General features: G+C 71.9%; 23 protein-coding genes. 17 read left to right on the top strand and 6 right to left on the bottom strand.

Features of this window, described 5'->3' with window-relative positions:
* Position 1: 1 nt before the first annotated feature.
* From J421_RS15910 to J421_RS15925, 4 genes are read right to left on the bottom strand one after another with little or no spacing between them, the layout of a single operon-like run.
* Complete coding sequence (locus tag J421_RS15910; protein WP_025412173.1) at positions 2-1237, bottom strand: putative sugar nucleotidyl transferase; 1236 nt, start codon at positions 1235-1237, stop codon at positions 2-4.
* A 34-nt stretch (positions 1238-1271) separates the two neighbouring features.
* Entirely contained in the window at positions 1272-2330 is a 1059-nt protein-coding gene (locus J421_RS15915; protein ID WP_025412174.1) for a mannose-1-phosphate guanylyltransferase, read from the bottom strand.
* Positions 2327-2884 (bottom strand): response regulator, encoded by a 558-nt coding sequence (locus J421_RS15920; RefSeq protein ID WP_104022694.1) that lies wholly within the window; start codon positions 2882-2884, stop codon positions 2327-2329. The genes J421_RS15915 and J421_RS15920 overlap by 4 nt, the downstream gene beginning before the upstream one ends.
* 16 nt (positions 2885-2900) lie before the next feature.
* On the bottom strand, positions 2901-3257 hold the full coding sequence (locus J421_RS15925) for a roadblock/LC7 domain-containing protein (protein ID WP_025412176.1): 357 nt from the start codon (positions 3255-3257) through the stop codon (positions 2901-2903).
* 205 nt (positions 3258-3462) lie between these two features.
* Between J421_RS15925 and J421_RS15930 the strand changes: the two genes are divergently transcribed.
* Genes J421_RS15930 through gatB form a run of 7 tightly spaced genes read left to right on the top strand, consistent with a single transcriptional unit; the run spans position 3463 to position 12314 of the window.
* Complete coding sequence (locus tag J421_RS15930) at positions 3463-4110, top strand: hypothetical protein (RefSeq protein WP_025412177.1); 648 nt, start codon at positions 3463-3465, stop codon at positions 4108-4110.
* 19 nt (positions 4111-4129) lie between these two features.
* Positions 4130-5416: a serine--tRNA ligase gene (gene serS, locus J421_RS15935; protein ID WP_025412178.1), complete on the top strand. Its 1287-nt coding sequence runs from the start codon at positions 4130-4132 to the stop codon at positions 5414-5416.
* Positions 5417-5422: 6 nt separating this feature from the next.
* Positions 5423-6613, top strand: coding sequence for a sensor histidine kinase (locus J421_RS15940; RefSeq protein WP_025412179.1), 1191 nt, complete (start codon positions 5423-5425; stop codon positions 6611-6613).
* On the top strand, positions 6613-9021 hold the full coding sequence (locus tag J421_RS15945) for an ATP-dependent helicase (protein WP_025412180.1): 2409 nt from the start codon (positions 6613-6615) through the stop codon (positions 9019-9021). Before J421_RS15940 ends, J421_RS15945 begins: the two co-directional genes overlap by 1 nt.
* Before the next feature lies 1 nt (position 9022).
* Entirely contained in the window at positions 9023-9361 is a 339-nt protein-coding gene (gatC, locus tag J421_RS32830) for an Asp-tRNA(Asn)/Glu-tRNA(Gln) amidotransferase subunit GatC (RefSeq protein ID WP_025412181.1), read from the top strand.
* Positions 9358-10839: an Asp-tRNA(Asn)/Glu-tRNA(Gln) amidotransferase subunit GatA gene (gene gatA, locus J421_RS15955; RefSeq protein WP_025412182.1), complete on the top strand. Its 1482-nt coding sequence runs from the start codon at positions 9358-9360 to the stop codon at positions 10837-10839. Before gatC ends, gatA begins: the two co-directional genes overlap by 4 nt.
* Entirely contained in the window at positions 10836-12314 is a 1479-nt protein-coding gene (gene gatB / locus J421_RS15960) for an Asp-tRNA(Asn)/Glu-tRNA(Gln) amidotransferase subunit GatB (RefSeq protein WP_025412183.1), read from the top strand. Before gatA ends, gatB begins: the two co-directional genes overlap by 4 nt.
* On the opposite strand, the gene J421_RS15965 is transcribed toward gatB, so the two are convergent.
* Both J421_RS15965 and J421_RS15970 read right to left on the bottom strand, forming a co-directional pair.
* A complete protein-coding gene (locus tag J421_RS15965) occupies positions 12311-13291 on the bottom strand; it encodes a zinc dependent phospholipase C family protein (RefSeq protein WP_025412184.1) in 981 nt (326 codons plus the stop codon). The two genes, gatB and J421_RS15965, sit on opposite strands and share 4 nt — an antisense overlap.
* Positions 13288-13941, bottom strand: coding sequence for a hypothetical protein (locus J421_RS15970; protein ID WP_025412185.1), 654 nt, complete (start codon positions 13939-13941; stop codon positions 13288-13290). The genes J421_RS15965 and J421_RS15970 overlap by 4 nt, the downstream gene beginning before the upstream one ends.
* Positions 13942-14744: 803 nt before the next feature.
* On the opposite strand from J421_RS15970, the gene murA reads away from it, so the two are divergent.
* The 10 genes from murA to secD all read left to right on the top strand — a co-directional run bounded on the left by murA (position 14745) and on the right by secD (position 26229).
* Positions 14745-16052 carry a UDP-N-acetylglucosamine 1-carboxyvinyltransferase gene (gene murA / locus J421_RS15980; RefSeq protein WP_025412187.1) on the top strand — a complete coding sequence of 436 codons (1308 nt, stop codon included), beginning with the start codon at positions 14745-14747 and terminating at the stop codon, positions 16050-16052.
* Positions 16049-16777: a purine nucleoside phosphorylase YfiH/LACC1 family protein gene (locus J421_RS15985; protein WP_025412188.1), complete on the top strand. Its 729-nt coding sequence runs from the start codon at positions 16049-16051 to the stop codon at positions 16775-16777. The genes murA and J421_RS15985 overlap by 4 nt, the downstream gene beginning before the upstream one ends.
* A gap of 115 nt (positions 16778-16892) precedes the next feature.
* Positions 16893-17363, top strand: a complete 471-nt coding sequence (locus J421_RS15990) for a ribosome maturation factor RimP (protein WP_104022697.1) — start codon at positions 16893-16895, stop codon at positions 17361-17363.
* Between the two features lie 11 nt (positions 17364-17374).
* Positions 17375-18718 (top strand): transcription termination factor NusA, encoded by a 1344-nt coding sequence (gene nusA / locus J421_RS15995; protein ID WP_025412190.1) that lies wholly within the window; start codon positions 17375-17377, stop codon positions 18716-18718.
* A 2-nt stretch (positions 18719-18720) separates the two neighbouring features.
* Complete coding sequence (locus J421_RS16000; protein ID WP_025412191.1) at positions 18721-19092, top strand: L7Ae/L30e/S12e/Gadd45 family ribosomal protein; 372 nt, start codon at positions 18721-18723, stop codon at positions 19090-19092.
* A 10-nt stretch (positions 19093-19102) separates the two neighbouring features.
* Complete coding sequence (gene infB, locus J421_RS34495) at positions 19103-22066, top strand: translation initiation factor IF-2 (RefSeq protein WP_025412192.1); 2964 nt, start codon at positions 19103-19105, stop codon at positions 22064-22066.
* Between the two features lie 107 nt (positions 22067-22173).
* The gene (gene rbfA, locus J421_RS16010) at positions 22174-22602 is read left to right on the top strand and encodes a 30S ribosome-binding factor RbfA (RefSeq protein ID WP_025412193.1); all 429 of its coding nucleotides are present in this window, start codon (positions 22174-22176) and stop codon (positions 22600-22602) included.
* A gap of 7 nt (positions 22603-22609) precedes the next feature.
* Positions 22610-23476 carry a tRNA pseudouridine(55) synthase TruB gene (gene truB, locus J421_RS16015; RefSeq protein ID WP_025412194.1) on the top strand — a complete coding sequence of 289 codons (867 nt, stop codon included), beginning with the start codon at positions 22610-22612 and terminating at the stop codon, positions 23474-23476.
* Between the two features lie 4 nt (positions 23477-23480).
* Positions 23481-24455 carry a bifunctional riboflavin kinase/FAD synthetase gene (locus tag J421_RS16020; RefSeq protein ID WP_025412195.1) on the top strand — a complete coding sequence of 325 codons (975 nt, stop codon included), beginning with the start codon at positions 23481-23483 and terminating at the stop codon, positions 24453-24455.
* 79 nt (positions 24456-24534) lie between these two features.
* Positions 24535-26229 (top strand): protein translocase subunit SecD, encoded by a 1695-nt coding sequence (gene secD / locus J421_RS16025; protein ID WP_025412196.1) that lies wholly within the window; start codon positions 24535-24537, stop codon positions 26227-26229.
* Positions 26230-26254: the final 25 nt, after the last annotated feature.

Genomic DNA, 26254 nt, shown 5'->3' on the forward strand with positions numbered 1-26254 from the left:
GTCAGCTCCGGCCGCCGTTAGGCGCGTAGCGGCCCGCCGCGCACCCCTCCGACGCCACGCGCGCCGCCGCACGCAGCTGCGCGCGCGACCGGTCGCTCAGCGTCACGTGTCGCCGCGCCATCGCGCGCTCGGTCACCTGGATGAACTTCTCCACGTCGTATGCATCATACGGGGCGCCGCCGCCCCACGCGAACGGCGGCGTCACCTTCGGCGGCATGCCGTCCCACACGTTGGATCCCGCGCCGAGCACCGTGCCGGTCGTGAGGCGCAGGCCGATGCCCGTCTTCGCGTGGTCGCCGAACAGCGTGCCGAGGAACTGCAGTCCGGTGTCGCGCACGCCCGCCGGCGTCCACAGCGCCACGTGGCCGTACGTGTTCTTCAGATTGCTCGTCGTCGTGCCGGCGCCGAGGTTCACCCAGCGGCCGAGGTACGAGTGCCCGACGAACCCGTCGTGCCCCTTGTTGGAGTGGCCGAGGACGATCGTCGCGCTGATCTCGCCGTGGATCTTGCACACGTGCCCGATGGAGCAGCCGCTGATGCGGTCGGCCACGACGGTGGAGCCCTCGCCGATGTAGCACGGGCCGATGATGCGCGTGAAGCTCTGCACCGTGGCGCCGTCGCGCACGAGGATCGGCCCCGAGGTCGTGTCGAGCACGACGAACGGCTCGATGGTCGCGCCGCGCTCGACGTACACCGCGCCGGTGCCTAACACCGTGCCGTCGTGCGGCACGCAGTCGAGCATCGCGGCGAGCGCAGGGATGTCCTCCTTGAGCTGCACGTCGAGCTGACCGACGAGATCCCAGACCGCGTCGATCCAGCGCCCGCCGGTCTCGACGCGACGCGCCGAGTCCCCAGCCGCGAGAGCGCCGAGCTCCAGCGCGCCGTCGGCGAGCCGGTCGACGGGAAGCGGCTCGCGCAGCCGCACGGCCGCGACGCGCCCGCCGCACGTCCACACGTCGGCGCCCGCGTCGACACGCGCGATCGCGACGACGGCGCGCGCGTTGGCGACGACGGTTCCCGTCGGAAGCACGCCCGTCGCGGCAGGCGGCGTGCCCGGGTCGTCGAACTCGGCGAGGTGCGCCCCGGCGACGAACCCCTCCGCGCGCAGGCCGAGCGCGCGCTCCCACCGCCGACGGATCAGCTGCGCGCCGGCGCGCAGCTCGGAGACGGGACGGGTGAGCGCGAACGGCTCGAAGCCGCGCGCGACGTGGTCGTCGTAGAGAATGAGGGGGGGCACAGCGCGAGGAGGGAGGGCGAGCGGCCGGCGCGGCTCAGCGCCGCTGGCGGAGGTCGTCGGGAAGTGAATCGATGAGCGACTTCAGGTCGCTCGAGCGCTCCACGGTCGTGACGAGCGTGAGCCCGTCGCCGGACACGACGACGAGGTCGTCTACACCGTACAGGACGACGGCGTTCCCCTCCGCGTGCACGACGTTGCGCCGCGCGTCGAGCAGATGCGTCCGCCCCGTCGTCGCGTTGCCGGCCTCGTCGTGGCGCCGGACTCGGCCGAGCGCGCCCCACGTGCCGACGTCGTCCCACGCGAAGTCGCCGGGCAGCACGAGCACGCGTCGGCTCCGCTCCATGACGCCGACGTCGACCGCGACCGGCGTGACGTCGTCGAAGAATCGCTGGAGATCGTCGCCCGCGGCCTTCAGCGCGGGCGCGACCTCGGGGCAGAGCGCGTCGACCTCGTCGAGGAAGTCGCCGGCGCGCCAGACGAAGATCCCCGAGTTCCACAGGAATCCCTCGGCCCGCATGCGCGCGGCGCGGCTGCGGTCGGGCTTCTCGACGAACCGCGCCACGCGGCGCACGCCGGGCTCGATCTCGTCGCCCGGCTGGATGTAGCCGAAACCCGGATCGTCGCGCGTCGGCACCACGCCGACCGTGACGAGGCTGCGGTGCGCGACGGCGGCGTCGGCGGCGCGGCGGAGCGTGTCGCGGAACGTGCCCGGGTCGCCGACCGCCCAGTCGGCGTGGACGCACAGCATCACGGCGTCCGGGCCGCCGCGCTCGGCCACGAGCTTCGCCGCCCACGCGAGCGCGGCGGCGGTGCCGGCCGGCTTCGGCTCGGCGACGACGTTGTCCGGCGGCAGGTCGGGGACGAGCGCGAGGATCGGCGCGCGCAGCGACGCGTTCGTGAGCACGAGCGTCCGCGCCGGCGGAACGAGCGGGCGGAGGCGGTCCAGCGTGTTCACGAGCAGGGGCTGGTCGTCGACCAGCGGCAGCAGCTGCTTCGGGCGCTGCGGGGTGCTCATCGGCCAGAACCGCGATCCGACGCCTCCCGCGAGCACGACCGCCCAGAGCGACTCCGGCGATGTGCTCCGTGCCGTCATCTATCGCGCGTGGTCTCGTCGCTGACGCCCGCCAGCTCCGCGGCGCGCGCGTACAGCTTCTTCGGGCTGAACGGCTTGGTCATGAAGTCGGTGGCGCCGAGGGCCATCGCCTGCCGGTACTGCTGCTCCTGGCCAGCGGCGGTGAGGATGATGCACGGCAGGTCGCGATACCGCTCGTCGTTGCGGATCTGGGCGAGCACGTCGAGCCCACTCAGCTCCGGCATCATGAGGTCGAGCAGCACGAGGTCCACGTCGCCCTCGCGCTCGAGCGCGTCGAGCGCCTGGCGGCCGTCGTAGGCGAGCGTCACGCGAAACGGCCCCTGCTCCAGCTTCATCTGGATGATGCGCCCGATGTGTGGCTCGTCGTCGGCGACGAGCACGTGCCGCAGCTGCGTCTCCGGGGCCGGCAGGTCGGCGGCGAGCTCCGACTGCAGCGGCACGGGACGATCGCTCGCCGGGCGACCGACGTCGTCACCGCCGCGCGAGCTGGGCGCGGCGAGCGGGACGCGATGCCACTCCGACGAGGTGCCGGAAGAGGGGTCGATGGGGGTCACGGGAGGCGGCCTGGGGTCAGACGAGTGACGCGAGCCGGGCGCGCTCGCGCCGCAGCTCCTGCAGCAGCGGGCCCGCGTCGGCGGACGGATCGAGCAGGACGAGCAGCGACGCGTCGCGAGACAGCACCGAGAGGATCGCGAGACCGCCGCGCTCGTGCTCGAGCACGAGCGTGACCAGCGCGCCGCGGTTCGCGGCGGCGCCGACGTCGTCGCCGGCGGTGAGCAGGGCCGGCGCATGCGCCGCGATGCGCTCGCGGTCGACGCCGTCCCGGGATTCGTCGTCGATGACGAGGCCATCGCGTCCGACCACGATCGCGGCGTCGACGCCGGGGCGCCCTCGAAGAGCGGTGAGCAGGTCGCGGATCGCGGACATCGAACGGGGCGCGGGAAGCGGCAGCGCGAAAGCGCGAACCTTACAGGACCGGGTCTGCAGCCGTCAAGCAACGTGCGCACGATGTCACGCCGATCGGGGCTGGCGCAGTGGGGTAGCAGGCGTGGTCGACGGTCGGTTGAAGTCGTCCCGGCCGCCGGGTATTGTTCGCAGCTGACTCGCATCTTCAAACGCCCGAACGAGTTCGATGCCGCTCCTTCCTTCTCGCCGTCCCGCCACGCCCACCGCCGCGCCGCGCGCACTGCGGTCGGTCGCGGCGGTCGCGTTCGCCGGACTCGCACTGACGGCGTGCGGCGGCACGGACCCGTTCGCGCCGGTCGCCGCGTTCGAGACGGCGGCCGTCACGTATCAGGTCTATCCGCTGACGACGGCGCCGGCGACGCTGCCGGCCGCGATCAGCCTGTACGGCCTGTCGAGCGTGCGCCCGATCGTCCGCACGAACCTGTCGCTCAACTTCGACGTCGCGGTCGACCTCGACGCGAGCGGCAAGGTGCGCCTGCTGCCGCCGAAGCTCGTCGTCGCGCCGCAGGGCGTGTCGCTCACGACGGGCATGCAGATCATCGCGAACACGACGTTCGACGCGCTGACCCGGGCGCCGAACAGCGGCTACCAGTTCGACTCGGCGACGGTCGTCACGCCGGGACAGGTCGTCGCCGTGCAGACGCAGGGCGCGGGGCCGCTCTCGGCGGCGTGCGCCACGACGGTGCCGATGTACGCGAAGCTCGTCGTCGACAGCATCCGGCCCGCGAACGGGTCACAGGTGATCTACATGCGGGCGCGCGTCGACCAGAACTGCGGGTTCCGCTCGCTCGAGCCGGGCCTCCCCTCGTCCTGAGCCCCCGCCACCGCACCTCATGCACGACCTGAAGCTCGTTCGCGAACGCCCCGAGCTGCTGCGCGACGCGCTGCGGCGCCGCGAGGCGCTCGACGGCGCGGGCCCCCTCCTCGACCGGGTCGAGACGCTCGAGCGCGAGCGGCGGTCGCTCATCGCCGCGGTCGAGGAGCGCAAGGCCGAGCGCAACGCGACGAGCCAGGAGGTGGCCAAGCGCAAGCGTGCCGGCGAGGACGCCGAGGCGCTGATCGCGCGCGGGCGCGCCCTCGGCGAGGAGATCGCGGCGATGGACGCGCGCCGCGCGGCCGCGGAGCAGGAGCTGGACGCCGCGCTGCTCGAGCTGCCTAACATCCCGCTCCCCGACGTGCCGTCGGGCGGCGAGGAGTGCAACGTCGTCGTGCGGACGTGGGGCGAGCCGCGCGCGACGGACGGGCTCCGGCCGCACTGGGAGATCGGCCAGGCGTTAGGCCTGTTCGACCTCGAGCGCGGCGCGAAGGTGAGCGGCTCGGGCTTCGTGTTCTACCGCGGCCGCGGGGCGCGGCTCGTGCGCGCGCTCATGAACTTCTTCCTCGACACGCACGCGCGCGAGCACGGCTACGAGGAGGTATGGGCGCCCGCGCTCGTGAACCGCGCGTCGATGACGGGCACGGGACAGCTGCCGAAGTTCGAGGACGACGCGTACGCCGTGCGCGGCGACGACCTGTTCCTCATCCCGACGGCCGAGGTCCCGGTCACGAACCTATACCGTGACGAGCTGCTCGACGCGGCGCAGCTGCCCATGGCGTTCACGGCGTACACGCCGTGCTTCCGTCGCGAGGCCGGCTCGGCCGGGAAGGACACGCGCGGCATCCAGCGCATGCACCAGTTCGACAAGGTGGAGCTCGTGCGCTACGCGACGCCGGAGGACGCGGCGAACCAGCTCGAGATCCTCACGGGGCACGCGGAGACGCTGCTCCGCCGACTCGGGCTGCCGTATCGCGTGAAGCTGCTCGCCGCCGGCGACACGGGCTTCTCGAGCGCGAAGACGTACGACCTGGAGGTGTTCGCGCCGGGCGTCGGAAGCTGGCTCGAGGTGTCGAGCTGCAGCACGTTCGGCGACTTCCAGGCGCGGCGCGCGAACATCCGCTACCGTCCCGCGCCCGGAGAGAAGCCGCGCTTCGTGCACACGCTGAACGGCTCGGCGCTCGCGTTCCCGCGCATCGTCGCCTCGCTCCTGGAGCACTACCAGCAGGCCGACGGCACCGTGCCGCTGCCCGAGCCGCTGCACCCGTACGTCGGGGACGACGCGCTGCGGCCGGCGGCGCGCTAGCGACGCATGCGCCGTCGCGCGCCGATGCTGCTGGTGGCGCTCGGCGTCACGGCGATGCTGGGCTGGTACGTCATGTACACCCAGAGCGTCGTGCAGGAGCTGCGGCGCGAGGCGGAGCGGCAGGGACGCATCTACGCGCAGACGTACCGCGCGGTGCTCGACACGTCGACGACGGACCGCGAGGGGCGGCTGCTCGCCGCGCTGTTCTCCATCATCGTGGAGGAGCAGTCCGCCGGGATCCCGATGATCGTCACGGGGTCCGATGGCGGCATCCAGGGGTACACCAACCTCTCGGTGGCGCGCAGCAAGCTGCGGAACAACAACATCAGCGACGCGGACATCCGCGCGCTCATGCCGGTGCTCGCACGACAGAACACGCCGATCGAGGAGCCCGGCGTCGGTCGCTTGTACTACGGCGACAGCAAGCTCGTACGCGGGCTGCGCTACGTGCCGCTGCTGCAGGCGTTCGCGATCATGGCGATCGTCGGCGTCGGGCTCTACGCGCTGCTCATCCGCGCCCGCGCCGAACGCGAGCACGTGTGGGCCGGCATGGCGCGCGAGTCGGCGCACCAGCTCGGCACGCCGTTGTCGAGCATCAGCGGATGGATCGCGCTGCTCGACGACGAGGTGGAGGATCAGGGCACGCGCGCCGACCCGATGCTGAAGTCGGCGGTGAACAACATGAAGGCCGACCTCGAGCGACTGGAGCGCGTCGCGCACCGCTTCGAGCGCATCGGCCGTCCGCCGCGGCGCGAGCCGGTCGACGTCGTCGCGCTCGTGGAGCGCATGGCGAAGTACTTCCGCGCCCGCGTGCCGACGCGCGCGCACACCGTCACGATCGACGTGAAGGCGCCGGCCGAACCCCTCACGGTGAAGGGCGACGCCGTGCTGCTGGAGTGGGTCATCGAGGCGCTGACGAAGAACGCCGTCGACGCGCTCGCCGGACGCGGCGGCCGCATCGAGCTGTGCGCGGAGTCGCTCGCGGACGGGACCACGCGCGTGCGTGTCGCCGACGACGGCCCCGGCGTGCCGCGCGAGCTGCGGCGACGCATCTTCGACGCGGGGTACAGCACGAAGGAGCGCGGGTGGGGCATCGGCCTGTCGCTCGCGCGGCGCATCGTCGAGGAGAACCACGGCGGAAAGCTCGTGCTCGCGCCCACCGAACGCGGCGCGGCCTTCGACGTTATCTTGCGCTGATGTCGCACCCCAGCACTCCCGCGGGTCACGCCGGCGCGCCGCGCCGCGATCCGCTCGACGGTCTGAACCCGGCGCAGCGCGACGCCGTGCTGCACGTGGACGGTCCCGCGCTCGTCCTCGCCGGCGCCGGATCGGGGAAGACCCGCGTGCTCACGACGCGCATCGCGCGTCTCGTCGAGCACCACGGCGTCGACCCGTCGCAGATCCTCGCCGTGACGTTCACCAACAAGGCCGCCGGCGAGATGCGCGAGCGCATCGCGCGGCTGCTCGGCTACGCGCCGGTCGGCATGTGGGTCGGGACGTTCCACGCCATCGGCGCGCGGATGCTCCGCGCGCACGCGCACTCCGTCGGGCGCACGCCGAGCTTCACGATCTACGACGAGGACGACACGACCGGCGCGATCAAGCGGCTGCTGGAGCGGCACGGCGTGTCGCCGAAGGATACGTCGCCGAAGTCGGTCGCGTCGGCGATCTCGGACGCGAAGAACCAGCTCGTGCCGGCGAGCGAGTACGACGGCCTCGCGAAGGATCCGTTCGCGAAGACGGTGTCGCTCGTGTTCAAGGATCTCGAGCCGGCGATGCGGCAGGCGAACGCGGTCAGCTTCGACGACCTGCTGATCCTCCCCGTGCAGATCCTCCGCGAGAACGCGCACGTGCTGGAGCAGTACCGCAAGCGGTTCCGCTACATCCTCGTCGACGAGTATCAGGACACGAACCGCGCGCAGTTCGAGTTCGTCAGGCTGCTCGGCGGCGAGAGCGGGAACGTGATGGTGGTCGGTGACGAGGATCAGAGCGTGTACGGGTGGCGAGGCGCGGACATCCGGAACATTCTCGACTTCACGAAGACGTGGCCCGACGCGAAGGTCGTGCGGCTGGAGGAGAACTACCGCTCGACGCCTAACGTGCTCGAGTTGGCCAACGTCGTGATCGTCGAGAACAAGGAGCGGCTCGGCAAGACGCTGCGCGCCACGCGCGCGCCCGGCGAGCGCGTGTCGCTCGTCGGCGCCCTCGACGATCGCGACGAGGCCGACTACGTCATCGAGGAGATCTCCACACGCCGCGCGACCGAGCACCGCCTCCTGCGCGACTTCGCGATCCTCTATCGCACGAACGCACAGAGCCGCTCGCTCGAGGAAGCGTTGCGCAAGCGCGGGTTCCCGTACCGGCTCGTCGGGGCGGTGCGGTTCTACGATCGGCGGGAGATCCGCGACCTCATGGCGTACCTCAAGCTCGTCGCGAACCCGGCGGACAACGAGGCGTTCCGACGCGTGGTCAACGTGCCGAAGCGCGGCATCGGCGACACGTCGGTCGACATGCTCGCCGGCATCGCGGAGCGCGAGCGCGTGCCGCTGCTCGAGGCCGCGCGCCGGCCCGACGTCGTGTCGTCGCTGCGCCCCGCGGCCCGCACGGCGCTCGCCGAGTTCATCGCGCTCGTGGACCGGCTGCGCGCCTCGGCGGCCGAGGCGAGCGTCGACGAGCTGCTGCGCGACCTCGTGGCCGCGCTGAAGTACGGCGACCACCTGAAGGCCGAGGGGCCGGACTGGAAGGACCGCGAGCTGAACGTGCAGTCGCTCATCGACGGCGCCGCCGAGACGGTCGCCGACGAGGGTGGGGAGGTGGGACTGACGCCGTTGGACCACTTCCTCCAGAAGGCCACGCTCGTCGCCGGCGTCGATGCGCTCGACGCGAACGCCGACGCCGTGACGCTCATGACGATGCACAACGCGAAGGGGCTCGAGTTCCCCGTCGTGTTCATCACGGGGCTCGAGGACGGCCTGTTCCCGCTCGCGCGCGCGTACGACGAGCCCGCCCAGCTCGAGGAGGAGCGGCGGCTGTTCTACGTCGGCATCACCCGCGCCGAGGAGAAGCTCGTGCTCACGCACGCCGAGCAGCGGCTGCGCAACGGCGAGCGGATGCAGTCGCGCCCATCCGGCTTCCTCGACGGCATCCCCGACGGCCTCGTCGAGCGGCGCATGACGATGAAGGCGCGCAGCTCGGGCCGCGCGTTCCTCTCCGACTTCGGCGGTGGGCGGCGCGGCGGCGGACGTGACGCGGGCTCGCGGTGGGGCGGCGGGCGTCGAGAGCGCGCGTGGGACGACACCGACGAGCAGACGTCGTCGTGGACCGATCGCGCCGCCTCGCGTCGCCCCGGCGCGCCGGTGTCGTTCCCCGCAGGCGGCGCGCGGCGTTCCACCCCGGCCACGCCCGACCCGTCCGAGGAATCGCAGGACGCCGCGATGCTCGTGCCGGGCGCGCGCGTTAGGCACCGCAAGTTCGGCGCGGGTACCATCGCCGAGATCTCCGGCGCCGGGCGCGACGCGAAGGTGCGCATCGACTTCGACGACGAGACGATCGGTCGCAAGACGCTCGTCGTCGCCCAGGCGAACCTCGAACGGGAGTGGGACTGACGTGAGCGTCTCCGAGCAGGACCTCCGCCACATCGCGTCGCTCGCGCGCCTCGGCCTCGCGCCCGAGCGCGTCCCGGCGCTGCTCGCGGAGCTGAACGGCATCCTCGCGCACATGGAGGTGCTCTCCGGCGTCGACACGAGCGACGTCGATCCGGTGCTCGGCGTCGGTGCCGGCGGCATGCGGCTGCGCGCGGACGAAGGTGAGCCCTACCCGCTCGCGCGTGGCCGCGACGAGTTCGCGCCCGATCCGCGCGACGGGTTCTTCCTCGTGCCGCGCCTCGCGACGCACGTCGACGTCGGGCAGACGGAAGCGGAGGCGGTGGTGGAGGACGAGGCGTGACCAACGCGGATCTCCTGGCGACGCCGATCGCGCAGCTCGCGACGCTCGTGTCCACCGGTCGCGTGGCGGCGGCGGACGTCGTGCGCGCGAGCATTGCGCGCGCGAGCGAGGCGCAGCTCGGTCGCGACGGTCTGAACGCGGTGCTCTGGTCGGACGACGACGCGGCCGTCGCCGACGCGGACGCGCTCGACGCCGCACGCGGCGACGGGTCGGACGTGACGCCGCGTCGTCTCGCCGGCGTGCCGGTGATGGTGAAGGACAACATCGCCACGGTCGATCTGCCGACGACGTGCGGCTCGCGGATCCTCGAGGGGTACGTGAGCCCGTACGAGGCGACGGTCGTGACGCGACTGCGCGAGGCGGGCGCCGTCGTCGTCGGCAAGACGAACATGGACGAGTTCGGGATGGGCTCCTCCACCGAGCACAGCGCGTACGGACCGGCGCGCAACCCGCTCGATCCGTCGCGCGTGCCGGGCGGCTCGTCGGGCGGGTCGGCGGCCGCGGTCGCGGCGGGGGCGGTGCGCATCGCGTTGGGCTCGGAGACCGGCGGTTCCGTTAGGCAGCCGGCGGCGTTCTGCGGCGTCGTCGGCGTGAAGCCGACGTACGGCCGCGTGAGCCGGAGCGGGCTGGTGGCGTTCGCGTCGTCGCTCGACCAGGTCGGCGTGTTCGGGCGCACGGTGGACGACGCAGCGCTCGCGCTCGAGGTGGTCGCCGGCCTCGATCCGCTCGACGCCACGAGCACCGACACGCCAGTGCCGTCGTACCGCGGTGGCGGCGCGCGCGTCTCCGACGGTCTGCCGCTGCGCGACGTGCGCATCGGGCTGCCGAAGGAGTATTTCCCCGACACGCTCGACGCGCGCCTGAAGGAGCGCATCGACCACGCGGTGGAGCTCCTGAAGATCGCCGGCGCGCGCGTGGAGTCGGTGTCGCTGCCGCACACGTCGCTCGCGATCCCCGTGTACTACGTCCTCGCACCGGCCGAAGCGTCGAGCAATCTCGCGCGCTACGATGGCGTGCGGTTCGGTCGGCGCGTGGCGAGCGACGGGCTGCGCGACATGTACGAGCGCACGCGCTCGGAGGGCTTCGGCGCCGAGGTCACGCGCCGCATCCTCATCGGCACGTACGTGCTCTCGGCGGGCTACTACGACGCGTACTACCGCCGCGCGCAGGAGGTGCGCGCGCTCATCGCGCGCGACTTCTCGCAGGTGTTCGACACGGTGGACCTGCTGCTCACGCCCACGACACCGACGCCGGCGTTCCGGCTCGGCGCGGTGACCGATCCGTACGAGATGTACCTCAACGACGTCTTCACGGTGACGGCGAACCTCGCGGGCGTGCCGGCGATGAGCGTGCCCGCGGGTCGCGTGGACGGGATGCCCGTCGGCGCGCAGCTCATCGCGCCGCACTTCGGTGAGGCGCTGATGTTCCGTGCCGCGTACGCGCTCGAGCGCGCGATGCATGCGGAGAGCATGCGATGACCGCGACCGCGCCGAGCAGGTCCGCATCGTGGGCCGAGACGTACGAGATGGTCGTCGGCCTCGAGGTGCACGTGCAGCTCGCCACGCGCACGAAGATCTTCTGCAACTGCTCCACGAACTTCGGCGCCGAGCCGAACGCGAACACGTGCCCCGTGTGCCTCGGCCTTCCGGGTACGCTGCCGGTGCTGAACTACGAGGCCGTGGTGCTCGCGACGCGCGCCGCGCTCGCGCTGGGCTGCGACGTGCACGAGATCTCGGTGTTCGCGCGCAAGAACTACTTCTACCCGGATCTGCCGAAGGGCTACCAGATCACGCAGTACGACCGGCCGCTGGCCACCGGCGGCAAGGTGCAGATCGGGGAGACGCCCGACGGCGCGCCGCTGAACGTCGGCGTGCACCGCGTGCACATGGAGGAGGATGCCGGCAAGTCGCTGCACGACCGCTTCCCCGGCGGGACCGCCATCGACCTGAATCGCACCGGCGTGCCGCTCATCGAGATCGTGAGCGAGCCGGACATGCGCTCGTCCGCGGAAGCGGGCGCGTACCTGCGATCGCTGAAGCAGATCATCGAGTACGTCGGCGCGAGCGACGCGAACATGGAGGAGGGCTCGCTGCGCGTGGACGCGAACATCAGCGTTCGGCGGCGGGGCGACACGGGGCTCGGCACGAAGACCGAGATCAAGAACATGAACTCCTTCGCCGGCGTCGAGCGCGCGCTGGAGGCGGAGTTCGTGCGGCAGTGCGCTCTGATCGCGTCGGGCGGCGCCGTCGAGCAGCAGACGATGCTGTGGGACGACAAGCGCGGCGAGACGCGTCCGGCGCGCAGCAAGGAAGGGAGCCACGACTATCGCTACTTCCCGGAGCCGGATCTCCCGCCGCTGATTCTCACGCGCGAGTGGATCGAGGCGCGCCGCGACGAGCTCCCCGAGCTGCCCGCCGCGCACCGCGAGCGGCTGAAGGAGGCCTACGGCCTCGGCCCCGCGGAGGTCGGCGTGCTCGCCGCCGACCGCGGCGTCTCGACGTACTTCGAGAGCGTGGCGCGCATCCACGGCGACGCGAAGACGGCGGCGCACTGGGTGATGCGCGACGTGCTGAAGGTGCTGAACGAGACGGGGCACACCATCGAGGAGTTCCAGCTCCAGGTGCGCCCCGCCGACCTCGCCGCGTTGCTCGACATGATCCGCGACGACGTCGTGAGCCACTCCGCCGGCGCGCAGATCTTCGTGCTGATGGTCCGCACCGGCGTGGAGCCGCAGAAGATCGCCGAGCGCGAGGGGCTGCTGAAGGTCACCGACGATGCGAAGCTGCGGGCGTGGGTCGACGAGGTGTTCGCCGAGCACCCCGCGGAGGCCGAGCGCTTCGCCGGCGGCGATCGCAAGCTCCAGGGGCCGCTCGTCGGCTTCGTGATGAAGAAGTCCGGCGGCAGCGCGGACCCGAAGCGCGTGAACGCCCTGCTCGCCGAACGCGTGCGCTAGTTGCCGTTAGGCGACTCGGCCGGCACGCGCGACCGGAGGAACAGCGGCATCGACAGCTCGGCGGCGAAGCGCAGCGACGAGGCGGGGAGGCCGAAGCGGCGCTCCGCCTCGTCGCGCACCAGCGTGCTGCCACCGCGTCGCAGCGCGGCGCGGCGCACGCGCTTCGCCGTCGTCAGCGGCTCGTCGCCGCTCGGGTCGAGGCGGTACGGCTCCGAGCGCTCGCCACGCCGCAGCCAGTCGATCACGAAGTCGAACGAGCGCATGAGATGCTGCTCGACCTCGGCATCGGTGAGGTCCCAGCGGCTGTTCTCCGTCATCAGCGAGAAGATCCGCTGCCACGACTCGCTGTCGGCCACGTGCACCATCCCGCGGAAGATCCGACGGTTCGTCGATGTGCTGAAAATCGTCGGGCTCAGGATGCGGTCGAGATGATCGTCCGAGCGCGCGTGGTCCAGCATGATCAGCTCCCGCGCGCGTCGGCTGCACCGGTCGCCGAGGTGCGTCTCGAACCGGCTCTCCCAGTAGCTGTGGCCTAACGACGCCGTGCTGGCGGTCACCGCGAGCTGCCGCGGCACGAAGTAGTTGTGCGCGACGGCGTCCGCGGCGAGGTGTGCCTGATACCCGAGCGCGAACGCGCGCAACGGCTCGTCGTCGGCCTGCTCCGCGATCTCCTGTCCGACGTTCCACGAGTGGCAGTGGCGTCCCGTCGGCACGTACTTCTTCGCGATGCTCGTGTCGGCGGCGATCGATCCGTACAGGAAGTCGTACGGGAACGCGCGCAGCAGATCCGCGATCGCCTGCGGCACGAGGTCGAGCGAGCGGAGCACCGCCTCGCCGAGGAAGACGTGCGTGCCGGGCGTCCACGCGTGCGCGGTGCTCGGGAGCAGTGCCACCAGCACGCACGCCGCGACGACGCACCCGAGCGCGCCGCCGAGGATCGCGACCGCCGGCGGCAGCCGGCGGTCGCGCGGCGTCACCGCCAGAAGGCCAGCCGGCGACGCCGGCGGCGCGCGGCCTTGCGAAGCTGCCGCACCTCGCGCTGCAGCGCGCTCTCGAACGAGTCGCGCGCTCGCTCGGCGAAGTGGCCGACCGCGTCGCGCGCGTCGCCGAGCGCCTCGCCCGCCGCGGAGCCCGCGGCCGACGCAGCCTTGCGGCCGCTGCGGACGCCGCGCTTCACCCGCTTGCGCGCGGAGCGCATCACCACGCTCATCGCGTCCCCTTCGAACGCGCGGCTGGCCAGCAGCCCGAGCCCCGCGCCGATCGCCGCACCGATCAACGCCGCGCCGAGCAGCGCGTTCGTGTCGTCGTCGCTCGCCGTACCGGTCGCGTTCGACTCGCGCGGCTCGTTACGCGTCGTCTCCTCGCCTCGGGCGGACGCGCGGCCGCTCCGGCCGCGACTCCCCCCCGCTTGCTGGCTCCGCTCTCCATGCTCGGGTTCCTCCTCGTACAGGCCCTCGGTCTCGGCCGAGATGTCGTCCTCGAACACCGGCTCCTCCACCTCGTCGTCGACGATCTCGTCGAACGCGCCGAACGTCGCCGGTCCGGCCGGCTCGTTCGGCGATCCGACCGTCGGCGTTCCGGACGGCGGCGTGTACCGCACGTCCACCGCGGCGAGGTCGCGCGCCACGTCGTCGAGCTCCGCGTCGCCGCGCGCGCGCGCGCACGTGCGACCTCGGTCTGCACCGGCGACTCCAGCGCCGCCCGCTTCACGTCGCGCAGCGTGAGCTGCAGCGCGTCGCGCAGCGTCTCCATCCCGGTCCGCACGCCCCGCATCGTCGACGCGGTCGACACGAACGCGCCCTCGGTCTCGTCCTGCACGACGGCGAGCAGCGCATCGAAGTCTCGCGCTCGCGACTCGGCGTTGCGGATGGCTTCCTGCAGGCGCGTGTTCGCGTCGGTGAGCGTCGCGCTCGCGCGCTGCACGTCGGCGCGCAGGGCCGTCGTCACGTAGTCGATGTTCTCCGCGATGCGGCTCGCGTGGTGCGTGATCGGGTTCACGTCCGCATACACGCGGTCGAGCAGATCGCTGATCTTCTGATAGCTCTTCCGGAAGTTCCACGCGGCGGGCACGACCGCGACCGTGAGCACGAGAATCGCAAGCGTCATCGCGGCCCGCAGGTACTGACCGACCTGGTCGAACCAGCCGATCGGCACCGGGGCCTGCTTCGTCACGATCGTGTCCGGCAGCGTCGCGACCTGCGCCAGTAGCCAGGCGCCCACATGGGCGAGCGTCGCGTCGGGAGAGATCATGAGGCGCGGGAGTCGGTGGAGCACGCGGGTGCGGCCCGGACGCGTGCAAACCAGGGGCCAGGCCCAACCGTGGCGGCCACGAGCACGCGGCGCACGGTACAGCCGAGCGCCGTCGCCGGCTATCTATCTCGGGCTCTGTAGAGGTGTCAAGAAACGAACGTGGGTCGCCCATCAGCCACAATGCCAGCCAGTCACGCCGTGCAGTTCGTCGTCGAGGGAGGGCGCAAGCTCTCCGGCTCGATCCGTCCCTCGGGGAACAAGAACGCCGCGCTGCCCATCGTCGCCGGCGCGCTCCTCACCGACCAGCCGGTCGTGCTCGAGAACGTCCCGCGCATCCGGGACATCGAGACGTTGGTCGAGCTCGTCCGGTCGCTCGGCGTGTCGATCGACTGGGACGGGCGCAACACGCTGCGGATCCACGCGAAGCAGGTCGTGCCCGCGGAGCTCGATCGCGACCTGTCGCGCAAGATCCGCGGCTCGATCCTGCTCGCCGGACCGCTGCTCGGCCGCGCGGGCCGCATCGTGCTCCCGCCACCGGGCGGCGACGTGATCGGACGGCGTCGACTCGATACCCACTTCCTCGCGCTCGAGCAGCTCGGCGCGAAGTTCTCGCTCTCCGACGTGTTCGAGATCGAGGCGTCCGAGCTGCGCGGCGCGGAGGTGTTCCTCGACGAGCCGAGCGTCACCGGCACCGAGAACGCGCTCATGGCCGCGGTGATGGCGAAGGGCACGACCGTGCTGCGCAACGCCGCGAGCGAGCCGCACGTGCAGGACCTCGCGCGCTTCCTGATGTCGATGGGCGCCCGCATCGACGGCATCGGGTCGAACCAGATGACCGTGTACGGCGGCCAGCCGCTGCACGGCACGACGCACCGCATCGGGCCCGATCACATCGAGGTCGGCTCGTTCATTGGCCTCGCCGCCGTCACGCAGTCGCATCTGCGCATCGAGAGCGCGGGCGTCGAGCACCTGAAGTCGACGCTGATGGGTTTCGAGCGGCTCGGCATCGAGTGCGAGGTCGACGGCGACGATCTCGTGATCCCCGAGCGACAGTCGCGGAAGATCCAGTCGGACCTCGGCGGCCACATCCCCACGATCAGCGATCAGCCGTGGCCCGCGTTCCCGGCCGACGTCATGTCCATCGCCATCGTCACGGCCACGCAGTGCGACGGCATCGTGATGATGCACGAGAAGATGTTCGAGTCGCGCATGTTCTTCGTCGACAAGCTGATTGGCATGGGCGCGCGGATCGTGCTCTGCGATCCGCACCGCGCGCTCGTCGCCGGGCCGTCGAAGCTGCGCGCGTCGGTGCTCGAGTCGCCCGACATCCGCGCCGGCATGGCGATGCTGCTGGCCGCGCTGTGCGCCGAGGGAACGAGCGTCATCAACAACGTCTCGCAGATCGAGCGCGGCTACGAGCGCATCGACGAGCGGCTCAAGGCGCTCGGCGCGAGCATCGAGCGCGTCGACGAGCGGCGCCACGGGTGACGAGCAGCGCGCTCGCGGCCGGCCCGTACGCGTCGCTCGACGCGTTCGACGACTGGGGGATCCGCGCGCTCGTCACGACGCGCGACGCCGGCACGTTCTCGACGTCGAGCGACGAGCCGGCGGCCGCGGTGCTCGGACGGTGGGATGCGCTCCGCGCGCATCTGTTCGGCGACCCGGACGTCGGCCGGCTGGTGACCGCGCGCCAGGTGCACGGGGCGCGCGTGCTCGTCCACGACGGCGCGTGGGTCGGCTGGCTGCGCGGCCCCGCGGCCGACGGGCATCTCGCGCCGGAGCGGGGCACCGCGCTCGCGGTCTCGGTCGCCGACTGCGTCCCCGTGTTCGTCGCCCACCCGTCGGGCGCCACGGCGCTGCTGCACTCCGGTTGGCGCGGCACGGAGGCGAACATCGTCGCCGAGGCGGTGCGGCTGCTCGCGGCGCACGGCCTGCCCGCGTCGGAGTTGCGCGTCGCGATGGGCGCCGCGATCTGCGGCCGCTGCTACGAGGTGAGCCCCGACGTGCACCGTCGGCTCACCGGCCGCGAGGTCGCGGCGCCGACGCCGGTGGACCTCCGCGCGATCATCGCCGACCAGGCGCGTGCCCTCGGCGTGCGCGACGTGCGGCCAGAGGCACCGTGCACGCGGTGCGACAACGAGCGCTTCTTCTCGCACCGCGCCGGCGACCCCGGACGCCAGGTCGGCGTCTTGTACGCTCCGCGGTCGGGTTGACCCTGGGCTACCGGGCCTCTACCTTAATCATTGTGTGCCGCGGCAGAGGGCCGCGCGGTTGAATGTGGGGGAGGTTCCCCACATTTTTTTGTTGCCGTGAGGGACTGAAACGGGAGTGGCTGACGCACTGGAAGACCTTGTCACGACTGAACTTGACTCGCTTGGGTTCGACCTCGTCGAGCTCCGACGGCGGGGCAGTCGGACGCGTCCGGTGCTGGAGGTGCGAATCGAGCGGCGCGACGGAAGCGCGCTGGCCGTCGACGACTGCGCGCAGGTGTCGCGGGCGATCGAATCACGGCTCGACGCCACGCGGGTGGCGGGCGATCGGTACGTCCTCGAGGTGTCGTCGCCGGGGGTGGAGCGGCCGCTCCGGCACGCCGCCGACTGGCGGCGGTTCGTCGGGCAGCCCGCGGTCGTGACCGCGGGGCCGTTGCCCGGCGGCAAGGCCGAGGTGCACATCGTGTCGGTCGAAGGCGAGCCGGGTGGGGAGATCGCGGTCGTGCGGGACGAGCGGGGGACGGAGCACCGGCTCCCGCTCGTCGACGTCACGCAGGCCCGCCTGGCGTTCCACTGGAAGAATCGGTAAAGGAGTCTTGGATGGTTGCATCGCCTGACATTCTCAACGCCCTGCGCGAGCTGACGAACGCGAAGCAGCTCGACCGGGCCGAGCTCCAGGGGCTGCTCCAGGACGGGATCCTCGCGGCCCTCGCGAAGAAGTACGGGCCCACGGTCAACGCCGAGGTGGACATCGACGACGAGACCGGGCAGATCCGCATCACGCTGCTCTATACCGTCGTCGCCGAGGTCACCGATGCGGCGCGTGAGATCTCGCTCGACGAGGCGCGCTTCGAGGACGAGGAGTTCCAGGTCGGCGACATCCTGGAGCGGCCGGTCGAGTTCGCGGAGTTCGGGCGCGCCGCCGTGCAGGCGGCGAAGCAGCGCATCATCCAGCGCGTCCGCGAGGGCGAGCGCACCCGCATCAAGGACGAGTTCTCGACGAAGGTCGGCGAGCTGCTCTCCGGCGAGGTGCAGCAGATCGAGCGCGGCAAGCTGGTCGTGATGCTGAATCGCTTCCGCGAGGCGGAGGCCATCATCCCGTACCGCGAGCAGAACCACCGCGAGCACTACCACCAGGGCGAGCCGATCCGCGCGGTGCTGAAGCGCGTAGAGGACACGCCGAAGGGCCCGCGCCTCATCCTGAGCCGTTCCGACGCGCTTTTCGTGCAGGCGTTGTTCCGGCTCGAGGTCCCCGAGATCCAGCAGAACATCGTGGAGATCCGCGCAGCCGCCCGTGAGGTCGGCAGCCGCACCAAGATCGCCGTCTTCTCGCGCGACGACTCGGTCGATCCGGTCGGCGCGTGCGTCGGGCTGAAGGGCGCTCGCGTGCAGGCCGTCGTGAACGAGCTCGGGGGCGAGCGCATCGACATCGTCCCCTGGTCGGCCGATCCGGAGCGGTTCGCGAAGCTCGCGCTCGCGCCGGCGAAGGTCGCCCGCGTGTTCAGCGACGCCGGGTCGCGTACGATCCAGGCCATCGTCGACGACGACCAGCTCTCGCTCGCGATCGGGCGCAACGGCCAGAACGTGCGCCTGGCGTCGGAGCTCACCGGCTGGAAGATCGATCTCTACTCCAGCCGCGAGTGGCTGGAGAAGGGCGGCGAGGAGCGGCTGTTCGGCGCGCCCGAGGTCGAGGAGGAAGTGCCCGACGTCCGGCTGGGCGACATCGCGGGGATCGATCCGGCGATCGTGGCCGTTCTCGAGGATGCCGGCTACCGTACGTTGAACGATATCATTGATTTGGAGCGGGACGACTTCCTCCGCCTTCCCGGCATCGCGCCGCAGGAGGCCGATCGGCTCATCGGCATCATCGACGAGCTGACCACGGAGGAGGAAGACGAATCGGGTCAGGCGTCGGCCGACGAGTCGGCCAGCGCCGGAGACTGACCGTGAACCCGGCGGCCGAGGCGAAGCTGCTTCGTCTGCTGGGCCTCGGCGTCCGGGGGCGGGGGGCGGTGGTGGGAGTCGAGCGGGTGCGCGAGGCGGCGTCGAAGGGAACCCTCGTGCTGGCCGTCGTTGCGCCCGACGTCTCGCGCCATAGTCTCGAGAAGGTGCTGCCGCTGCTCGCTGCGAAGCGGGTGCCGGTAGTGGAGGGTCCGGGAGCGGCGGCGCTCGGCCACGCGGTCGGTCGGGAGACCACGGCGGCGGTCGGCGTCACGGACCGGAACCTCGCACGGGGTATACAAGAGATGCTCGCGGAAGCGTCGTTGCGCTGGCCGCCGGGCGGCGCGTCCGATGCGGACGTGAGTGGGAGCGATTGAGGAGGATGGTTTGAGCAAGCTTCGTGTGCACGACATGGCTGGCGAGTTCGGGATCTCCACCGATGAAGTCATCGAGCTTCTTCGGAAGATGGAGGTGCCCGTGCGGAGCCACCTCACACTGCTGACCGACGACCAGGTGTCGCGCATCCGCGCGCGCTGGGAGCGGGAGAAGCGCGCTCGAGCCGAGCGGGCGGCCCAGGCCGCCGCGCCGCAGCCCACGCGTCGACGCCGAGCCCCTGCCGCACCGGAGCCGGCCCCCGCGCCGGCCGCTGCCGCCGAGGCGCCCCACGCCGTGCGCCGCCGCGTGCGCCCGGCGGAGTCGCCGCTCGCCCCGGCCGCCGAGGCCCCAGAGTCGGCGGTCGCGGTCGCCGAGCCGGCCGCCCCTGAGATCGAAGTCGCCGCGGAGCGCGCGACCGCCGTGGCGCAGGCCGCGCCGGTCGAGGCGCCGACGCAGATCGCCGAGACCAGCGCCCCCGAGGCGCCCGCCGAGCCGGCCCCGGTCGAGGCCACGCGCGGGACCGCGCCGGCCGAGGCGCAGGTCGAGGTCCCCGTCGAGCGCGCCGACCGCGACCGGGCCGACCGCGAGCGCGCGGTCGCCGTGCCCGTGTCGCAGGAGCCCGAGACGACCGCGGAGCCGACGCCGGCTCCCGCGGCGCCGCGCCCCGCGGCCCCGAGTGGCGGCGCCGGTGCTCCGCCGCGTCCGTCGCAGCCGGGCCGTCCCGCTGGCGGCATGCCCACGCCGGTGGCGAGCGCGTCGCCGAGCACGCCGTCGGCCCCGGCCGGCGATCGCCCGCGTCCGCGGCCGATCGTGCCCGGCGCGCCGCGTCCGCGGCCCGTGACGCCGGGCGCGCCGCGGCCGATCGCGTCCGCCACGCCCGGTGCCCCGGGGGGTGGGGCCCGTCGTGACGACCGTCGCCCGGGCGGCGGCGGTGCGTCGTTCGGCGGCGGCGGCGGTGGCGGCGGTGCGGGTGGCGGCGGTGGGGCCGGCGCCGGTGCCGGCACCGCCTCGCGCGACAATAGCCGGCGCGGCGGCAAGAAGAACCGGCGCGGCGGCGTGGATCAGGCCGCGGTGGCGGAGAACATCGCGCGCACGATGCAGGGGATGCGCGGCGCGCCGACCCGCGGCCGCGGCCGCGGTCGCGACGACGCGCGCGAGGAGATGGAGGCGCTGCGCGCCGCCGAGGCGCAGCGCGAGCGCACGACGGTGCGCGTGAACGAGTTCATCACCGTCGCCGACCTCGCGCAGATCCTGAAGGTCTCGCCGACCCAAATCGTCGGCTTCGCGCTGAAGAACCTCGGGTTGATGGTGACCATCAACCAGCGACTCGACTTCGACCAGATCGAGCTGATCGCCGGCGAGTTCGGGTTCCAGGCCGTACGCGAGGAGGAGTACCTCGCGGACTTCGGCGAGGAGACCGTCGAGGACACGGCCGAGGATCTCGTGTCGCGCCCGCCGGTGGTCACGATCATGGGTCACGTCGACCATGGTAAGACCTCGCTGCTCGACTACATCCGCAAGGCGAACGTCGTCGCCGGCGAGGCCGGCGGCATCACGCAGCACATCGGCGCGTATCACGTCACGCTGCCCGGTGGGCGTCACATCACGTTCCTCGACACGCCGGGTCACGAGGCGTTCACCGCGATGCGTGCCCGCGGCGCGCAGGTGACCGACATCGTCGTCCTCGTCGTCGCCGCGGACGACGGGCTCATGCCGCAGACGATCGAGGCGATCTCGCACGCGAAGAACGCAGGCGTGCCGATGGTCGTCGCGATCAACAAGATCGACTTGCCGCAGGCGAACCCGGGGCGCGTGAAGCAGGAGCTCCTGAACCACAACGTGGTGCTCGAGGAGTTCGGCGGTAACGTGCTCGCGACGGAGATCTCGGCGAAGAAGGGCACGAACATCGGCGAGCTGCTCGACCAGATCCTGCTGCAGGCCGAGATCCTGGATCTCAAGGCGAACCCCGACCGCCGCGCCTCCGGCTCGGTCGTCGAGGCGCAGCTCGACCCGGGCAAGGGCCCCGTCGCGACGGTGCTCGTGTCGAACGGCACGCTCCACGTCGGCGACGACTTCATCTGCGGCATGTTCTCCGGCCGCGTGCGCGCGCTGCTCGACGAGCGCGGGAAGGCGGTGAAGGAGGCGGGCCCCGCGATCCCGGTGCAGATCCTCGGTCTCACGGGCGTGCCGATGGCCGGCGATCAGCTCTCGGTGGTGGAGGACGCGACGGCCGCGCGCGACATCGCGCAGCGCCGCGAGCGGCTCGACCGCGAGGCGAAGTCGCGTCGCACGTCCAAGGGCGTGGTCACGCTCGAGGACTTCATGTCGCAGGCGGGGCCCGGCGGCACGCGGAACCTCAAGCTGCTCATCAAGGCAGACCAGGGCGGTCCGGCGGAGGCGCTCGCCGACGCGCTCGGGCAGCTCTCGAACGCCGAGGTGGCCGTCGAGATCGTGCAGCGCGGCGTCGGCGCGATCACCGAGGGCGACATCCTGCTCGCGAAGGCGGCGGGCGCGATCATCATTGGCTTCCACGTGCGCCCCGACAACAAGGCGCGCGCATCGGCCGAGCGCGAGGGCGTCGACATCAAGCTGTACCGCATCATCTACGAGGCGGTGAACGACGTGCGCGCCGCGCTCGAGGGCATGCTGAAGCCCGAGGAGCGCGAGGTGGTGCTCGGCGAGGCGGAGGTTCGCGAGACGTTCAAGGTGCCGCGCATCGGCACCATCGCCGGCTGCTCGGTTCGCAGCGGCGTCATCAACCGACAGGGGCGCGTGCGCGTCATCCGCGACGGCATCGAGATCTACGACGGCGCGATCGGCTCGCTGCGCCGCTTCAAGGACGACGTCAAAGAAGTGCGCGAGGGCTTCGAGTGCGGTATCGGCGTCGAGAACTTCAACGACCTCAAGGTCGGGGACGTGCTCGAGTGCTACCGGACCGAGGAAGTCGCGCGCACGCTCGCCAACTCCAACGCGTAACCCCTCCACGCTCCACGCTCCACGCTCCACGCTCGCTCAGTCACGGCGACTGGCCGAGCGTCGAGCGTGGAGTGTGGAGCGTGGAGCGATTCTATAGGGGTTAGAGTATGGCATTCGACAACCGACGACCCGACCGCGTCGCCGAGGCGATCCGCGAGGAGGTCGCGCAGTTCCTCGCCGACGGCGTGAAGGATCCGCGCGTGCGCGGCCTCGTCACCGTCACCGGCGTCGAGGTCACGCGCGACCTGCGGCACGCGCGCGTGTTCGTGAGCATCATGGGCGACGACGCCGCGAAGGCCGAGACGTTCGAGGGCCTCGCCGGCGTCGCCGGACATCTGCGTGGGCGCATCGGCCGCTCGCTGCGTCTGCGCGCCGCGCCGGAGATCGAGTTCCGCAACGACGCGAGCGTCGCCCACGCGGCGCGCATCGAGACGCTGCTCGAGCAACTGCAGCGCGAGCGTGAGGCGAAGGAGGAGGACGCCGAGCCGTCCGACCACACCACGGGCGCCGCCTCGCCCGACGCGTCCACGGAATGACGCCGCGATGCTCGGAGTGGTGCTGGTGGACAAGCCGGCCGGCGTCACGTCGCACGACGTCGTCAACGTGGCGCGCCGCGCGTTAGGCGAGTCGCGCATCGGCCACGCCGGCACGCTCGATCCGTTCGCGACGGGGCTGCTCGTGCTGCTCGTGGGCTCCGCGACGCGGCTGCTGCCGCACGTGAGCGGCGACCCGAAGGTGTACGAGGCGGCGATCCAGTTCGGCGCCGAGACCGACACCGAGGACCTGCACGGCACCGTCGTTAGGCAGGCGCCGCTGCCGGGGCGCGCCGCCATCGAAGCCGCGCTGCCGTCGCTCACCGGCGAGCTGGATCAGACTCCGCCGGCGTATTCGGCCAAGCGCATCGGCGGGCGCCGCGCGTACGACCTCGCGCGTGAAGGCGCTGCCGTCACGCTCGCGCCGGCGCGGGTGCGTGTCGACCGGTGGGAGATCCTCGCGTGGCGTGGCGACGAGTCCGCGGTCGCCGGATGCGACGCGCGCGTCACCTGCGGCGGCGGCACCTACATCCGCTCCCTCGCGCGCGACCTCGGCCGCGCCGTCGCCAGCGCCGCGCACCTCACCGCCCTGCGACGCACGCACAGCGGCGCGTTCGACGTGAGCGACGCCGACTCGCTCGACGCGCTGCGTGAGGGTCGCGCGCGAGTGCGGCCGGCGCTCGATGCGCTCCCGCATCTCCCGGTGCAGGCGTTGAGCGACGTCGATCTCAGACGGGCGACGAGCGGCATCGCCGTGGACGCCCGCGTCGACGGGAGCTGGGCCGCGTTGACGAGCGAGGCCACGGACATGCTCGCCGTCCTCGCCGAGCGTGCCGGCGACCGGTGGCAGCCGCGCGTCGTGCTGCGTGAGGGCTGACCCGGTGACGGCATCGGGCCTTCCGCCGAACGTCCGCGACACCATCGTCACCGTCGGCACGTTCGACGGCGTGCACCGTGGGCACTGGGACGTCATCCAGCAGCTCGTCGGCCGGGCGCGCGCGACCGGGCTGCCGAGCGTGCTCGTCACGTTCGAGCCGCATCCGCTGGAGATCGTGAACCCGGGCGCTGCGCCCCAGCTCCTGACGCCGGGAAGGGAAAAGCTCGAGGTCCTCGCCCAGGGCGGTCTCGACTACGTCGCGGTGCTGCCGTTCACGCGCACGCTGGCGGAGTACGGCCCGGACGAGTTCGTCGACATCGTGCTGCGCGATCGCTTCCGCATGCGCGAGCTGCTCATCGGCTACGACCACGGCTTCGGGCGCGGCCGGACCGGCGACGTGTCGGTTCTGCGCGAGCTCGGCGAGTCGCGCGGCTTCACCGTCGACGTGGTGCCGCCGGTCGCCGCGGATGGTGGGGATCCGGTCTCTTCGAGTGCCACCCGTCGCGCGCTCGCCGAGGGCGACCTCGACGCGGCGCGTGCCGCGCTCGGCCGGCGCTATTCGGTCGCCGGCATCGTCTCGCACGGCGAGAAGCGCGGCCGGCTGCTCGGCTACCCGACCATCAACGTGGTGCCGGAGTCCGCGCGGAAGCTGCTGCCGCTCGCCGGCGTCTACGCCGTGGTCGTGCAGACACCCGGCGGCCCGTTCGGGGGTATGATGAACCTCGGCCCCCGCCCGACGTTCGGCGACGAGCGCGTGTCGCTCGAGGCGCATCTGTTCGACTCCGTGGCGGACCTCTACGACGCGCACGTTCGCATCGATTTCGTCGCCCGCCTACGCGACGTCCAGCGCTTCGCGTCGGTCGAGGCGCTCGTCGAGCAGCTCGGCCGCGACGCCGAGGCGGCGCGTGCTGCCCTCGCGGCCAGTGTGACGCCACGCGACGCGAGCGGGTTCGTTGACGTGATGCACCCGAAGGCGTAACCTTAATAGTTTCTGGGAGTTTGCTGGCCTGCGCCGGCGCCCGGACCCCTCGTTCCACCTCCCCACCTCCTGCAGGCGCATGTCGAACCTGAAGTACCGCCTCCTGGCGATCGGAGCGCTGGTCGTGCTCTCCGTCTATGCGCTCTTCCCGCGCACCGTGATCGAGCGCGTGAACCGCAACGGCACGATGGTGACCGACACCGTGCGCCGCGTCCCGCTGAAGCGCGGCCTCGACCTCCAGGGCGGCATGCACCTCACACTCGCGGTCGACGAGTCGAAGGGCGCGGTGGCGAACAAGGCCGAGGCGCTCGACCGCGCGATCCGCGTCGTCCGCAACCGCATCGACGAGCTCGGCGTGACGGAGCCGCTCGTCCAGAAGGCCGGCACCGACCGCATCATCGTCGAGCTGCCCGGCGTCGCCGATCCGGAGCGCGCGCAGGCGGTGGTGCAGAAGGCCGCGTTCCTCGAGTTCCAGATCACCGACGAGACGCAGGCGCTCGAGCGCTCGCTGCCGAAGCTCGACGCGATCGCCGCCGCGAAGCTCCCGACGGTGGCGTCCGCGGCCGGCACGCCAGGCGCCACGGCGACGCCGTCGCCGCAGCAGGGGCTCGGCTCGCTGCTCACGAGCGGCGACTCGGCCAAGAAGGACACCGTGAAGGCCGCCGGCACCACCGGCGACTCCGCGAAGAAGCCGGCCGACAGCGCGAACCTGCTGAAGCCGAACGCCGCCGGCGCGTTCACGAAGGCCGTCCAGCCCGCGAACATCCCCGGCCAGTACGTCGTCGCCGAGAGCGACTACCTGCGACTCCAGTCGCTCCTCGACCTGCCGGAGGTCCAGAGCGCGCTGCCGCCGGGCAAGGTCATGCGCTGGGGCGCCGACACCATGGTCGTGAACGGCCAGGTGTACCGCACGCTCTGGGTGCTGGATGCGCGCCCGATCATCACCGGTGAGTACCTGACCGACGCGCGGCCGTCGAGCGATCCGGTCGAGGGCAACACGGTGCAGTTCGAGCTGAGCCGCGAGGGCGGCCGCCGCTTCCAGAACGAGACGGCGAAGCACATCAAGGACTTCATGGCGGTCGTGCTCGATCAGCGCGTCATCACGGCGCCGACGATCGAGAGCGCCATCGGCTCGCGTGGCCAGATCCGCCTCGGCGGCGGCTCGCTGCAGGACGCGCAGGATCTCGCGATCGTGCTGAAGGCCGGCGCGCTGCCAGTGCCGCTGCGCGTCGAGGAGACGCGCGAGGTCGGCCCGAGCCTCGGACAGGACTCGATCCGGCACGGGCTGCTGGCGGGCGCCGTCGCGGTCACGCTCGTGATCGTCATCATGCTCGTGTACTACCGCTTCTCCGGGCTGCTCGCCGTCGGCGGTCTCGTGCTGTACATGCTCTACACGCTCGCCACGCTGGCCGGCTTCGACGCCACACTCACGTTGCCAGGCCTCGCCGGCTTCGTGCTGTCCATCGGTATCGCCGTCGACGCGAACGTGCTGATCTTCGAACGCATCCGCGAGGAGCTCGACGCCGGCAAGTCGGTACGCCTCGCGATCGACGAGGGCTTCCGGCACGCGATGAGCGCCATCGTCGACTCCAACGTGTCGACCGCGCTCACCGCCGCGGTGCTCTACCAGTACGGCACCGGCCCCGTGCGCGGCTTCGCCGTGACGCTGCTCGCCGGTATCGCGGCGTCGATGATCACTGCCATCTTCGTCGTGCGCACGTTCTACCTCCTCTGGCTCAACCGCTCGCCGCGGGTCGAGTCGCTGAGCATCTGACCCGGAACGCGACGCCCACTCGACA

This window comes from Gemmatirosa kalamazoonensis, from assembly GCF_000522985.1.
GTDB classification, from domain to species: Bacteria; Gemmatimonadota; Gemmatimonadetes; order Gemmatimonadales; family Gemmatimonadaceae; genus Gemmatirosa; species Gemmatirosa kalamazoonensis.

What these genes read in the sequence shown, in the direction of transcription:
- J421_RS15915 (WP_025412174.1), bottom strand. Translation starts at nt 2,330, where the DNA reads ATGACGGCACGGAGCACATCGCCGGAGTCGCTCTGGGCGGTCGTGCTC.
- J421_RS15925 (WP_025412176.1), bottom strand. Translation starts at nt 3,257, where the DNA reads ATGTCCGCGATCCGCGACCTGCTCACCGCTCTTCGAGGGCGCCCCGGC.
- J421_RS15930 (WP_025412177.1), top strand. Translation starts at nt 3,463, where the DNA reads ATGCCGCTCCTTCCTTCTCGCCGTCCCGCCACGCCCACCGCCGCGCCG.
- serS (WP_025412178.1), top strand. Translation starts at nt 4,130, where the DNA reads ATGCACGACCTGAAGCTCGTTCGCGAACGCCCCGAGCTGCTGCGCGAC.
- J421_RS15940 (WP_025412179.1), top strand. Translation starts at nt 5,423, where the DNA reads ATGCGCCGTCGCGCGCCGATGCTGCTGGTGGCGCTCGGCGTCACGGCG.
- J421_RS15945 (WP_025412180.1), top strand. Translation starts at nt 6,613, where the DNA reads ATGTCGCACCCCAGCACTCCCGCGGGTCACGCCGGCGCGCCGCGCCGC.
- gatB (WP_025412183.1), top strand. Translation starts at nt 10,836, where the DNA reads ATGACCGCGACCGCGCCGAGCAGGTCCGCATCGTGGGCCGAGACGTAC.
- murA (WP_025412187.1), top strand. Translation starts at nt 14,745, where the DNA reads ATGCCAGCCAGTCACGCCGTGCAGTTCGTCGTCGAGGGAGGGCGCAAG.
- nusA (WP_025412190.1), top strand. Translation starts at nt 17,375, where the DNA reads ATGGTTGCATCGCCTGACATTCTCAACGCCCTGCGCGAGCTGACGAAC.
- rbfA (WP_025412193.1), top strand. Translation starts at nt 22,174, where the DNA reads ATGGCATTCGACAACCGACGACCCGACCGCGTCGCCGAGGCGATCCGC.
- truB (WP_025412194.1), top strand. Translation starts at nt 22,610, where the DNA reads ATGCTCGGAGTGGTGCTGGTGGACAAGCCGGCCGGCGTCACGTCGCAC.
- secD (WP_025412196.1), top strand. Translation starts at nt 24,535, where the DNA reads ATGTCGAACCTGAAGTACCGCCTCCTGGCGATCGGAGCGCTGGTCGTG.